Below are 13,462 nucleotides of genomic sequence, written 5' to 3'. Positions count from 1 at the left end.
GCCTCCCGCTGCGCCGCGGGCGAAGGCGAGGGCGCCGACCGCGACACCGTCGACCGGCTCACCGACGCCCTCCTCGTGCTGACCGGGCTCGGCGCCACCCACGACGCCGCCCGCGTCCGCTCCCGCCTGCGCGCCCTCGCACCCCCGCGCCGAGGCCGGCCCGCCCATCCCGGGCTCTCCCCGCGCGAACGGGAGGTCGCCGAACTCGCGGCCGGAGGCCTGACCAACCGTCAGATCGCGACCGCACTGCACCTGTCCACCAGGACCGTCGAGAACCATGTGGCCAGGGTGCTGCGCAAGCTGTCCGCGCCGTCCCGCCGGGACCTCCCCGCACGCCTCTGACGCGCGCCTCTACCGGCTCAACGTCCGGGCCGCCCCGGAGCCCCGCCGTCGACCGGCAGCTCGCCCGGGAGGTAGCCGTAGCCGGCCCGGCCCGGCACCGCCTCGGCGAGGGCCCGGACCAGCGCGGCCGGCGGCGCCGCGAAGACCGCGGGGTAGTCGCACTCCCCCAGCTTCGGCCGCACCGGCCAGGCCAGCCGTTCCCGCTCCAGGTCGTACCGCGCGTCGACGCCCTCGCGGTTGCCCCGGGCGTCCAGGCGGGCCCAACGGCCATGCAGGTACAAGGCGTTGAGGGCGTGCAGCACGAAGTCGCCTTCGCCGTCCGCCAGTCGCTGGTAGCACAGGCCCGTCGGCACGCCCTGCGCTCGCAGCAGCGCCGCCAACAGGTGGGCCTTGCCGCGGCAGATCGCGTTGCCCGCGGCCAGCACCTCCGAGGCGCGGAACGCCCCGCTGTAGGCGCCCGCGTCGGCGGAGTGCCGGACCTCGTCGCGGACGTGCTGGAAGGCCGCCTCGGGAGTGGCCAACTCGGCGGCCAACCGCCGCAGTTGCGGGTCCTGGTGGTCGATGACCCCGTCCGCCACGAGGTAGGCGGCGAGGTCGTCGGTCTCCGGTTGCAGGATCATGCCGCCCATCGTGCCCCGCCCCACGGGCCGCACGGGCGGAATTCCAGCCCGTGGACGGTCCGGCGCCCGGAGCGGGACGCCCAGGACCGGACCTTGGGGGCTACTTGGGGGCGGCGGTCATGGAGGCGACCGCGTCCGCCACGCTGCCCCGGTAGTTGCCCATCTTGGGGTTCAGGACGTGGGCCCCGGCGGGGAGCGGGAAGTTGCGGGTGTTCGCGAGGGGCATGTTGGTGCCCTCGCCGTCGACCAGCACGTTGATCTCGTTGATGCCGGGGGCGGTGCCGGTGGTGGCGCCGCTCGGGTCGAGGTCGATCACCGCGTAGGCGCTCCGGCCCACCGGGACCGGGAACCGCTCCGTGCCGCTGGCGAGCACCGGCTTGAGGTTCTTGCTCTGGTCCCGGGCGGCCGAGTCGCCCAGGTCGACGCCCGGGGAGGAGCTCAGACTGCAGGCCTTCGCGCCGGTGTTGCGCACCTCGATCACCCACTGGTTGGCCGCCCCGGCGCGCGCCGACGCGTTGATCGAGAGGTTCTGGATGTCGCACGGCTGGGCGGAGGCACTCCCGCCACCAGCCCCGCCACCGCTCGACGGGCTCGCACCGGCCGGCGTGTGCGCGGCGGTGGGCGCCGCCGAGCCGGCGGAAGCCGGTGCACCCGGAGCCGGTGCACCCGGAGCCGGTGCACCCGCCGAGGGAGCACCGGCGGCCGCCTTGGTGGGCGCGGAGCTCGCCGAGCCGGCGGGCGCGTCGGTGTTCTCGGGCCCGCAGGCGGTCAACGCGAGCCCCGCCCCGACGACGAGGACGGCGGAGACGAACAGCGGGCGACGGCGGCGGACGGACATGGTGGCTCCCCGATGACGATGCGGACTGCTTGATCGAACACACCACAGGACGGCCGGACGACGGCATTCGGTGCCATCCGCAGCGTCACAATCGTCAGGACATGACAGGGACTGGACTGTGACACTCGGTCAGCCGCAGGGCAGTTGACGGCACCCCTCACCTGCCGGTACACCCGGTCCCGCCAGCGCGGCCTGCCCGACGTCTACGGGAGGAGGCGCGTGCCTCCCGGCCATGTCGTGGTGGCGGGCCCGGGTGAGGCGGATCCGCGAGAGGGCAGGGCTCCGGCCGGCACGACCGGGGTTCCCATTCGCCTCGCAGGAGGTGCGTCGGGGGATTCCCGTTGTGACGATGGCCCCACGGGTCGGGCCCACGGATTGGCTGCGTGAACGGCCCCCGACTGCCCGCCGGTACCTTCGCCGGGCCGACGCGTTCCGCCCGGCGTACCCGGGGTCGTCTGCTGCCCGGGGACGTGCCGAGCCCGTCCCCTCCCACCATTCCCATCCGTCGAGAGCAGAGGGAAACCCGCATGTCCGTACGTCGAAGCGCCCTGACCGTGTCCGCCGTCCTCGCCGCGCTGGCCACCGGCGTGGCACCGGCCGCCGACGCCGCCCCGGCAACCGCCTCGGAGATCCTGAACTGCACCGTGAACGCCGCCGTCACCTTCGACCCGGCGTTGTCGGCCGGCCCGGAGGCCACCACCGTGACGATCGGGGGGACGGCGACCGGGTGCACCGACTCCCAGAGCGGCCCGACGGCCGTGGTGGGCGGCACCGTCACCGCGACGCTCACGTTCGGCACGCTCAGCTGCAACCCGCTCACGGTGCCGGCGCTGGTCCCGGGCTCCACGGCGACCTTCACCTGGAACCTGCAGAACGGGACGCAGGCCAGCAGCACCATCACCGACATCGCCGCCGTCGAGGTCGACGGCGCCGGCACCCTCACCGGAACCGTCACCGGCTCCTCCTCCCGCCTCGCCGGGGAGACCCTGACCGCGGTCCTGAACATCGACAGCGACCAGCCGATCATCGACAACTGCGTCGACGTCCTGCTCGGCGCCCCGCCCATCGCCCACTCGACCCTCACCGCCGCCACCGCCTTCAGCTGACCCCGCGCCACACCGGCCCCGGGCCCCGCGCGGTTCCGCCCACGGAGGGCATCACGGCACGCCGAGCGTCCGGTCGGCGCCGCACGCGCCGACGGGCCTGCCGTTTCCCGGGAAACGGCAGGCCCGTCGGCCCGGGGTATCCCACGACGGGGAAGCCGGGCCCCGCCGGATCACCCACTCCTGCCTTATTGCACAATAGTTGCAGTTGCATAGGCAGAAGCAATAAGGAGTGGGTGCGATGCCGGCCTCGCCAGTGGTGCTGGGGATCGAGTCCTCGTGCGACGAGACCGGTGTCGGTCTCGTCCGGGACGGGGTCCTGCTCGGGCAGGCGGTCGCGTCGAGCATGGACGAGCACGCCCGGTACGGCGGGGTCGTGCCGGAGATCGCCGCCCGCGCCCACGTCCACGCGATGGCGCCCGTGGTCCGCGAGGCCCTCGACCGGGCCGGGCTCACCCTCGCCGACGTCGGCGCCGTCGCGGTCACCGCCGGGCCGGGCCTCTCCGGTCCGCTCCAGGTCGGGGTCGCGGCGGCCAAGAGCTACGCCTTCTCGCTCGGCGTGCCCCTCTACGGCGTTCACCACCTCGCCGGGCACGTCGCGGCGGCCGCCCTGGAGGGCGAGCCGCTGCCGAACCCGTGCGTCGTCCTGATCGTCTCCGGCGGGCACACCTCCCTGCTGCTGGTGCGCGACCTCGCCCGCGACCCGATCGTCCACCTCGGCGACACCCTGGACGACGCCGCCGGCGAGTGCTTCGACAAGGTCGCCCGGATCCTCGGCCTGCCCTACCCCGGCGGGCCCGCCATCGACCGCGCCGCCCGCGAGGGCAACCCGAACGCGGTGCGCCTGCCCCGCCCGCTCAGCGGGCCCAACGACCCCCCGTACGCCTTCTCCTTCTCCGGCCTCAAGACCGCCGCCGCTCGCTGGGTCGAGGCCCAACGGGCCGCCGGCGGCGAGCCGCACGTCCCGGACGCGGCCGCGGCTCTCCAGGAGGCCATCGCGGACACCCTCACCCGCAAGGCCGTCCGGGCCTGCACCGACCACGGGATCGGCACCCTCGTCGTGGTCGGCGGCGTCGCCGCCAACTCCCGCATCCGCGCGCTGACCGAACAGCGCTGCTCCGCCGCCGGGATCACCCTGCGGGTGCCGCCGCTGCGGCTGTGCACCGACAACGGCGCGATGATCGCGGCCATCGGCGACCTCCTGGTCCGCTCGGGCGCCGCCCCGTCCCCGATGAACCTCTCGATCGACCCCTCCGCGCCCCTGGAGTACGCGGCGCTCTCCCCGCTCGCGGCGGCCAGGACCGCGTGACGACCCGCAGGGCCCGGCAGCCCCGCCGCACACCCCTCGGCGCCTCCTGACCATCCGGTTCCCGGCCCGTCCGGCGGCGGTGACGGTGACGTGGAGAGCGACGCTCCGGATCACTGTCCGCACCCCGAGCCGCCCGGGCGAGACGCGAGCAGCGGAGGCCCGCACCACCGACGGCCGGCCGTCGTTCCGCGACCCGCCCCCGGCGTCCCCGGCCCCGGCGGTCGACGACCGCACCGAGCAGGAGGCTGCCCAGGAGGCGGGCGAAGAAGCCGACCGCGAAGACGGCGAACGTCGACAGGAGCGGCAGCAGGGAGTTGCCCGATCCCTTCGGGAAGAGTGCGGCCGCGATGTACGTGGCCAGGAACGTGCAGACGTGCCAGTCGTACCACTCCACGATGTTGCCGACGGAGGCCACGAGGATCTGTCTGCTGCCGGCCTTGCGGGACGGGGCGGACACGGACGTGTCTCCACCGACCGGGCCATGGCCTCGAACCTGGCCGCCATGCACCGGGAGATCCGGACCTCGGGCGGAGTCGGGGCGGCCGCCGACGTGATCGAGCACCACCTGCGCGCCAACCCTGAAGGAGCACCACATGCCCGTCGACGTCAGCGTCCTCATCCCCCTCTACGGAGACCACGAGGGCCGCCACACCCTGGCCGAGGCAAGCCGCGCGTGGCTGCGCCAGAGCATCCCCTGCGAGGTCGTCGTCGCGATCTCCGGGAACCCGGACGTGACAGTGGCCGAGGACGTCGACACCGACCGGGCCGTCCGCCTCGTGCCAGCCGACCCCGCGGACCGGTCCCCCGGCCTGCTGCGAAACACGGCGGCGGCCCACGCCAGGGCGCCGGTCCTGTACCTCACCGACGCCGACGTCCTGCCGCTCGGCCGGGACTTCCCGGCCCGCGCCCTCGACCTGGCCGGGGGCGGACCGGCCGGCCGTGGCAGTACCGGCTGGTCAACCGCCCCGACGGCGTGGACCACGTCGACCTCGTCCCCGCGGGCCCCGGAAGGTTCTGCTACGGCATCGCCACGATGCCGGTCCTGGTCGACCTTCAGCCGGGCCTCCCGCACCGGGCTCCTCGCGCTCGCGGGGATTCCCTGGGGCCGGGGAGCAGATGACGGTGGTGATGGACGAGCACGGGGTCAGAGCGGTCACAGGTGCCACAAACCCACCGCCGGGTTCGCAGCGCCCTCCAGCCCCCGGCCCCGGGCCGCCGGCCACCGGCGGCCCGGGGCACGCGGTCAGGCCGCGCTGTAGCGGACCAGCAGCAGGACGTCCGCCACCTTCGCCGGGTCGATCCCGGGGCCGGCCACGGCCAGGGTCCAGGTGCCGACGGCGGGACCGGAGACGGCGATGTCGGAGGTGGTCAGGTGGGTGCCCGGCGGGACGTGCCACGCGGAGCCCGTCGTGCCGTTGAGCGTCAGGCTCAGGCCGGAGGCGTCGACCGGGCCGGTGCCGACGGGCTGGAGCACGACGGTCGCGGCGGCCAGGCTGAGCGTCCGCGCGGACAGGAAGTAGGGGAAGTGCTGCGCGGTCACCTCGAAGGAGGTCGTGACGGTCCCCGCGCCGCCGCCCGCCGCGGCGGTCACCTGCTGCCAGGCGGCCGGGAAGTCGTGGCGCAGGCTGAACAGGCGCAGCAGGCCCGTGGATGTCGCGTACTGGGTGAGTTCGCCGACGACGCGGCTCTCGACCGTCGCCCGGAACGCACCGTCGTCGAGCGCCGTGTAGCTGAGCTGCAGGACCACGTCGGAGATGGTGTCGTAGTCGAACGCCCTCAGTTGTGTGGGGAGTTCGAGCTTCCACACGCTCTCGACCGCCCCCGAGCCCTCGAACGGCAGGTAGCGCTCGTCGCGGAAGTTCAGCTCGAACAGTCCGGCATCGTTCAGACCGGTGCTGGTAGCGATGGCGGAGGCGATGTTCGGCTGGACCGGGAGCGTCACCAGGGCGCCGGGCGCGGGATCGGGCGCGGTGCGCACCTCGCTGGCGACGAGGGAGAGCTTCGCGGCGACGTTGGTGTAGGGCCCGGTGACGCCAGGGATCGTCAGCCGCACCGACTTGATCAGCCGCTTGTACTGGCCGGGGTAGACCACGTCGAACAACAGCTCCGGCAGCGTGAAGGTGCACTCGCCGGTATCCCGCAGCGCGACCAGTGCCGTGGGGTCGACCACCGTCAGCGGGAAGAACTGGCTGACCTCCAGGCGGCGGGTGTTCCTGGCCATGTAGGCCTCCTCCAGCTGCCGGAGCTGGAGATCCAGCCGCTCACCGCTGAGCAGGCCGGCGATGCCGCTCTCCCAGTTGTCGGGGGCGATGAAGGAAGTCGTGTCGCCCATCTCGAAGGCGTACGCCTGCTGGGCTGCGGCCGCGAGGCCGTACGCGACGTCGTACGCCTGCCGGTGCAGCCGGGTCAGCGTACGGGCCTGGTAGGTGTACAGCCCCAGGCCGCTGAACTTGCCGCGGTAGAACGCGTCGAGCTCGTCCGCCTGGTCCATCTGCTTCTGGTGGACGTCCAGCTCCCGCTGGGCGTACCCGGCGTGCGCCTCGGCGGCCAGGCGCTGCTGCTCGACCTGCCTCAGTTCCTGTTCGGCGAGGGTGAGTTGCTGCCCCCACTCCTGGTAGCGGCGGTCGAACCCGGCGCCGGTCGCGGCGGCCGACGCGACGGCCTCCGCGGTGGCGCCGAGCGAGCCGAGGGTCTGCGCCGCCTGGGCCACGCTGTTTCCGATCTCGCGGCCGCCGTAGGTCATGGCGAACGGGCTGCCGACGTTGGGGAACAGGAAGGAGATCGCGGACATCGCGTACAGCGCGGACTCGCCGCCGCGCACCACGGCCGCGGCGGTGCGCGAGTCGGCCTCCAGTTTCTCCCAGCCGGTCAGTCCGGAGCCGATCAGCCCCTGGTAGTAGTCGATCCTGGCCTGGACGAGGGCCTTCTGCTCCTCCAGGGCCTGGAGCTGGTGCTGCGCCTCCTGGACCTGGCCGGTCTTCACGTCCTCCACCATGCGCAACAGGGTGCGTTCGTGCACCGACCGCAGCAGGGTCAGCTCCTCGGCGTCCTTCTTCTCCAGTGCCGACAGCAGGCTCGCGCCGAACGCCGTGACGGTCTGCGCGGACTGCCGGGCGCGCTCGATCACTGAGCCGAAGCGGTACGCGGGGGCGGCGGGTGCCTGGACCGAGGCGACCGCCTCCTCGATGCTCAGGCCAGCGGCCCGGGCGCGGACCAGGTCCAAGGGGTTGACCGGCGGGGCGAACAGCGCGAGTTGCCGGCGCACCCCGCTGAGGTTCATGCAGTTGCGGATCTTGTTCAGCCGGTCCTCCACACGGTCCCAGTAGCCGGCCAGCACGTCGTCCGGCGGCACGCAGAAGACCAGCGTGGTCTGGTTGACGACCTCGAAGGCCGGCAGCAGGTCGTAGGCCAGGGTGTCGCCGCTCCACAGCTGCGCCAGGTCGGTGTTGCGCTGGCTGAGGTCGGCGGCATCGCCGTACGACAGCAGTTGGAGGCCGGTGGTGACGGGCAGGCCGGTCGCCGTGGCCGTCGCGGTGGGGGTGTGCGCGTGCGCGTGGGTGCCGCTCGTGTCGATGATGTCGCCCTGGCTCAGGCTGGTCTGGTAGACCCAGTTCTCCAGGGTGACCAGGAAGTCGGACACGTTGCTCATCTGCGGCCCGATCGCGTCGTACGTCAGCTGCTCGGCCGGTACCACCGGGCACTCGCCGAGCTGGACCGGGCGCGGCCCGAGGATCTCCGAGGCCAGCACGTACAGCATCGTGGCCTCGTTGATCGACTCGGTGGTGTCCTGCGCGAACAGTGAGTCGCCCCAGTCGATGAGGTTGTCGACGAAGCCCATGACGACCGCTTTCTGGAAGGCGACCGGACGCAGACGGGCGATGGCGAAGGGGTTGAAGGGATCGTTCTTGTACGCGTCCAGGGCTGCCGAATCGGTGAGGACGTCCTGGAGCGAGGGCACGGTCAGACCCCTGAAACCCACGTACCGCCAGTTGCGGTCGGCGTCGGTGTCGGAGCTCGTCGGGTCGAACAGCCGCTGGTACCACCACATGGCCTCCTCGTACCGCCCGGCCGCGTTGAGCTGGTGGGCCATCATCCACGGCAGGTGCAGGAACAGCTCCTGGTAGTAGGTGCCGTAGGCGGCGCTGTTCCTGATGTCGACGTGGGCGGGGTCGTCGTCGGGCGTCAGCAGGGCCCAGGGCGCGGTGATCGAGAAGCCGACGCCGTACTCGAGCCCCCAGAAGTACTCCGAGTGCAGGGCCAGCAGGCCCTCCACGCCGTGGTCTGCGTTGATCCGCAGCAGGTCGCCAACGATCGAGGTGGTCAGCCGGATGAGCTGGCGCGGGTTCCACCACCACCGCAGGGGCTGGAGGGGCAGGGAGGTCAGCGCCCGGGGCAGCCTCAGGGACGCCAGGTTGAAGGTCAGCGGCGCCGAGTGCGACCGCCCGGGAACGAGCGCCGCGGCGGGGAGTGCGGGCGCCTCCTTCGCCGGTCCTGCGGTGCCCGCCGTGATCGCCGGTCCCGCGGCGGCCTCCGTGATGATGGGCAGCAGTGCCGAGACGAAGTGCGAGAAGCGGGGGAAGTCCAGGTAGTGGCGGTCGTGGATCAGGTACTGCTGGTTGTGGACGGGGACGGCCAGGACGGATTCGGGGAATCCGTTGTTGACCGCCTGGATCGGGGAGACGAAGTCCGGTTTGCCGTGCTCGAAGTAGACGTTGTAGTCCGGTACGGGGAAGCCGGTGGTGACGAAGTCCGGCGACGACCCGCCCGCTCCGGGATCGGTGTGGAACATCTCCCGCAGCAGGTCGAAGCCGGCCGGGTCGGTGTCGGAGGACTGCCACACCCCCAGCCAGCCCACGGGTGAGCCGAAGGTCCAGTACAGCCCCATGGCGTGTCCGGTCGGCGTGCCGGGCACCCAACGGTCGGGGTTGTGCAACTGGTTGTGGAACAGGTTCAGTTGGCGGTCGTGAACCCGGTCGGCGCCCTGGTCGAGAAACCGGTTCATGTAGCGCAGGATGATGGCGTCGCCGCTGATCACGGGGTACGGCGTGTTGGCGGTCTTGTCCCCGGGCATGTCGTCGGCGACGAAGGACTCCCACCACCAGACCTGGTTCGGCTCGCCGATCGGGTAGAGCCAGTCCAGTTTCTGCGGCGCGAGCCAGGTGCCGTCCGGCTTCTGCGCGGAGTAGACCAGGCCGACCTTGACGGTGGACGGCTCGTCGTGGGAGCCGCCGCCGCTGAAGCTGGTGTGCTCGGTGGTGACGATGCTCGCCCAGAACAGGTAGAGCTTGCCCTGGAACCGGGTCGCCGAGACCCACTTCCCCTCGATGGGCAGGTCGACGCGCTTCCACGGTGTCCACGTCGAGGTGTTCCACGTGCGGTAGTGGAAGACCGCAGGGTCGGACTGGGTGCGGCCGAAGAAGTAGTACGTCGCCTGGTCGTCGTCGTAGTAGCTGCCACAGATCCGCAGGCCCGCGACCTCCGCCAGCCGGGTCAGGTAGCGCTGGAAGGCCTCCTCGCCGGTGTCCTTGGTGATGGGCTTCTGCAACAGATCGGCTTCGAGGTCGGTGAAGATGGGCGTCTTGTCGTCCCGCAGGTCCGGGTCGATGTACGCCTCGGGGTAGAGGAACACCTTGCGGTTTGCCTGCCAGACCCGGAAGTTCCTGCGCCACGCCCACTGCTGGGCCGGCACCGCCGATGGTGGCACGTCGACGAGGGTCGCGGAGCCTGCGGGGTCGGACTTCTCCAGGCCGGTCAGGCAGCGCTGGAGGTAGAGCTGCACGCTGGAGATCGCCGACACGACCCGGGAGGTCCTGGCGCATCCGCTCATGTCCACGTCGAGCAGGAAGTAGTCGTAGATCTCGTTGTGGTCGTGGAAGTTCAGTTGCGGCTGGCCGTCGACGAGGAACCCGCACAGGGCGTCGCGCTTGAGGGTGTTGACGCGGTCCTGGTACGGCTCCAGCGCCGCGTCGCGCGCGGTGTCGTCCTTGTACTGCGCCGCGATGGCGCCGGCGGCCACCGCGGCGGCGTCCCGCAGTACCGGGTAGCCGGTGTCCTGGCCGAGCTTGTGCAGCGAGTACGCGTTCACTCCGAGGGTGCGGCACAGGGCGAACACCTGGTCGAGGCGGGTGAGGGCGTCGATCGCGACGGGCGGCAGGCTCGTAGCCGCGACGATGGAGTCGATCAGGCTCTGGTCCACCTGGTGCGTGGCGGCGAGCCGGGCGCGGTCGGCCGGGCCGAAGGTGCCGCCGGCGTCGTAGGAGCTGAGGAGTTGCTGCACGACGGTCTCGGCGTCGACGGCCTGCGTCACCGCGGTCGCCGCGGCGACCTGCGCGCCGTAGGCGGCCACCGCCTGTACGTCACGCAGGGTCAGGGCCTTGAGGTCGGCGATGCCCAGGACGTGCCGGTTCGCCGTGAGGTAGGCGATGCCCGCGTCCTGCAGCCCCACCGTGCCGAACAGCAGCGCCACCCGCTCCAGCTGGTGCAGCAGGTCCAGCAGGGGGAGCAGCAGGGCCGGATTGTCCGGCACCGTCCCGGTGAACGGCGCGTCCAGTGCCGCCTGGATGTCCGCTGCGGCGATGTCGTGCGCCGCCCAGACCAGCATCGTGGCGAGCCGCGCGGAGCCGACGTTGAAGTTCGTGGCGAGCCTGTTGCGCAGCGCGTCGAGCCTGGGCTGCGTGCCGGAGACCTGGATGCCGTGCACCAGCGCGGCGGCGGTGGCCGGGTTGTTGAGGTATCCGACGGTCTTGCCGGTCACACCGGTGAGGACGAGTGCGAGTTGGGAGATCGTGAGGGGCGAGCCGGCCTGCCAGCGGTGGAAGGCCAGCAGTTGCTCGATCCGGTCCAGCGAGTTCAGCTCGGCCGTGGCCGGCGGTGGGAGGACCAGGCCCAGCGCCGTGATCAGGTCGGGCACGGTGTACCCGAGCGAGCGGGCGACGAGCACGTGCCGGTACAGCAGCGACAGGCTGTGCCGGTTGAGGGTGGTGTGCCCGGTGGCGTCGAAGGGCAGCTCGTTCTTCAGCAGCGCGAACAGCAGCAGCAGGTCCGTCTCGCTGATGCCGAGCCCGGCCAGCAGCAGCGGTGTCTTGGGGTCGATGACCGGCGGGTTCGTACCGAGCGTGGTGTCCAGCGAGTAGTGGTAGTAGCCGACCGTCGGGTTGAGCGGGAGCGCTGGGTCGGCGGGGCCGAAGATGCCGCGCAGGTCGAACACCGTCTCGTACAGCAGCCGGGCGCCGGGTGCGGTCGGGGTGTTCGGGAAGGCCGTGGAGACCGGCATGTCGGTGACGAGCGCGCACAGTTGCTGCACAGACGGGCCGAACGCGCCCTGCAGGGCGAGCAGCCGGCCGACGAGCTCGGTCGCCGCCTCGCTCACGTCGCCGCCGACCAGTGCGGCCTGCTGGGCCGACAGCAGGACCAGGTCCAGCTCGTCCAGGGTCCACGGCAGCGGCCGAGCGAGCCGGATACGGCGGTGGATGCGGTCGGCGCGGTCGGCGGTCAGGTTCTGCAGCGCCTCGGGGAAGTTCTGGATCTCGCCGGCGCCGCCGCTCAGCTTGACGACGGTGATCTGCGCGAGGTCGGGGTCGGAGCGCGCAGCCAGCACGGTGGTCAGGTCGTCGCGGGAGATGGCCAGGCGGCGTACGAAGTCGGTGACCGGCAGCAGGTTAAGCGTCGCCGGACCGCCCAGCCGCTGGATGATCCCGGCGGGGTCGGGGGTCGCGACGACGGTGGCCTCGTCGGGCGACAGGCCCGTGCGGGCGCGCCTGACCGTCGCGTCCGGCAACTGGAGCACCTGCTGAACGTCGGCCACGGCGAGGCCGAAGTAGCCCAGGTACAGGCCGAGTTCGGCGAAGGGCAGGCTGAAGGGTACCTGGCAGGAGAATTTCTGCGCCGGATCGCTGAGCACGGCGTAGACGTCCGGCTGGATCGCGGTCAGCACGTGCGCCTGGATCCAGTCCTCCATCACCTGGTCGACGATCGACAGGTACGGCACCAGGGTGTTGGTGTTGTCGCACGTGAGCCGGAGCTTCCACAGGTCCGCACGGCGGTTGCGCAGGTACAGCGGGTGGGTGCTCAGGCCGGGGCCGGTGAAGTACGGCTGGGAGACGTGCTGTTCGGTGAAGTACATCAGGTCGGTGAAGTACGCGGCGGGGCTGAGCACGGACTGGCAGTCGCCGCACGTGCAGTAGTCCTGGGAACCGAACAGTCCGGTGAGGCCGGTGATCCGCAGCAGGTCGTTGACGAAGGTCGGGGTGACCGGTGAGACCGGCAGCCCGGCGAACGGCCCGTTGAGGACGTCCCGGGCCGAGCCGTACGCCTGCGCGACGTTCAGGACGACGTCCTGGACGCGGGCGTAGACCATCCGGGCGGTGCCGACGTCCAGGCCCCCGCCGCCGGTGGTCGTGCCGCCCAGGCTGTGCGGGCTGAGGGTGGCAGTGACCTTCGCGATGAAGGAGGCCTCGGTGTGGGCGGCGATCCGCAGGGCGGAGTCGAAGCCGGCCCGGGCGAGGGCGGCACGGGTCGCGGTGTCGTGCCCGATCGTCAGCAGCCGCTGGTGGGCGGAGAGCCTTCCCAGGACGGCGGGCCGGTCGGCCTCCGGGACTCCGGTCCAGTTCAGCCCCGCGGCCCCCGCGCCGGTGGCCAGGTCCAGCCGGCGCAGGTCCAGGCCCGGGTTGTTCTGGTACACCGCGGTCAGGTGGTCGTCGCCGGGGGCCAGCCGGGCCGCCAGCGCCTGGGTGGGATGGGTGTGTTCGAGGTTGGCGACCAGGTTCCGGGCGTAGGCGTCCGGGGTGGTGCCCGGCGGGAGGGGCCCCGGCGTGGCGGTGATCACCTGGGTCCAGCGCGCGGCGTCCCAGCCGGCCAGGGTGAGCGGGGCGGTGGCGCCCTGGCTCACCAGGGTGTGCAGCAGGCCGGTGTGGTGGTCGGTGAGCCGGCCGAGGTCGAGGATGCCGCTCAGCGAGGCGGCCTCGGCGTCGGTGATCGCACCGGAGGAGCGCAGCGCGTCCAGCGTGTTGTCCTGCGCGTCGAACAGTCCCGTGCTCTGGGCGGCCGCGGCGCCGGTCGCGGTCTGCGACAGCCCCGCGAGACCGGCGAGTTCGACCACGATGCCCTGCTGTACGTCGCCGAGCAGCAGCGGGTTGTCCCGCACCGGCGCGTCCAGGTGGAGGAGGTCGGAGACGGTGACGGCGCCGGTGCCTGGGGCGGGCTGGGCCGCGATCGTCCGTGCCAGGGCGGTGGCTTCGGCGGTGAGCGCGGG

Annotated in this window: 6 protein-coding genes and 1 pseudogene; 3 read left to right on the top strand and 4 right to left on the bottom strand. The window is 72.3% G+C overall.

Annotated elements, in window-relative coordinates; genetic code table 11:
- A partial coding sequence (locus AE652_RS19045) for a helix-turn-helix transcriptional regulator (protein WP_049653070.1) occupies positions 1-342 on the top strand: 342 nt, incomplete at its 5' end.
- A gap of 17 nt (positions 343-359) precedes the next feature.
- Here AE652_RS19045 and AE652_RS19040 read toward each other — a convergent pair.
- Positions 360-962: a transglutaminase domain-containing protein gene (locus AE652_RS19040; RefSeq protein WP_049653071.1), complete on the bottom strand. Its 603-nt coding sequence runs from the start codon at positions 960-962 to the stop codon at positions 360-362.
- Positions 963-1,062: 100 nt separating this feature from the next.
- A complete protein-coding gene (locus AE652_RS19035) occupies positions 1,063-1,800 on the bottom strand; it encodes a DUF4232 domain-containing protein (RefSeq protein WP_049653068.1) in 738 nt (245 codons plus the stop codon).
- Between the two features lie 527 nt (positions 1,801-2,327).
- Between AE652_RS19035 and AE652_RS49015 the strand changes: the two genes are divergently transcribed.
- Together AE652_RS49015 and tsaD are read left to right on the top strand one after the other, a co-directional pair.
- Positions 2,328-2,906: a hypothetical protein gene (locus AE652_RS49015; RefSeq protein WP_159028484.1), complete on the top strand. Its 579-nt coding sequence runs from the start codon at positions 2,328-2,330 to the stop codon at positions 2,904-2,906.
- A 238-nt stretch (positions 2,907-3,144) separates the two neighbouring features.
- Complete coding sequence (gene tsaD / locus AE652_RS19025) at positions 3,145-4,212, top strand: tRNA (adenosine(37)-N6)-threonylcarbamoyltransferase complex transferase subunit TsaD (protein ID WP_049653065.1); 1,068 nt, start codon at positions 3,145-3,147, stop codon at positions 4,210-4,212.
- A gap of 208 nt (positions 4,213-4,420) precedes the next feature.
- Here the strand turns inward: tsaD and AE652_RS48245 are convergent.
- Positions 4,421-4,669, bottom strand: a pseudogene (locus AE652_RS48245) (MFS transporter); the annotation flags it as partial.
- Positions 4,670-5,455: 786 nt separating this feature from the next.
- Positions 5,456-13,354 (bottom strand): neuraminidase-like domain-containing protein, encoded by a 7,899-nt coding sequence (locus tag AE652_RS19015; RefSeq protein ID WP_234348438.1) that lies wholly within the window; start codon positions 13,352-13,354, stop codon positions 5,456-5,458.
- Positions 13,355-13,462 lie beyond the last annotated feature (108 nt).

Source organism: Kitasatospora sp. MY 5-36, from assembly GCF_001182915.1.
In the GTDB taxonomy this organism is placed as follows: domain Bacteria; phylum Actinomycetota; class Actinomycetes; order Streptomycetales; family Streptomycetaceae; genus Kitasatospora.
This window is presented reverse-complemented; position numbering and strand designations above follow the sequence as displayed.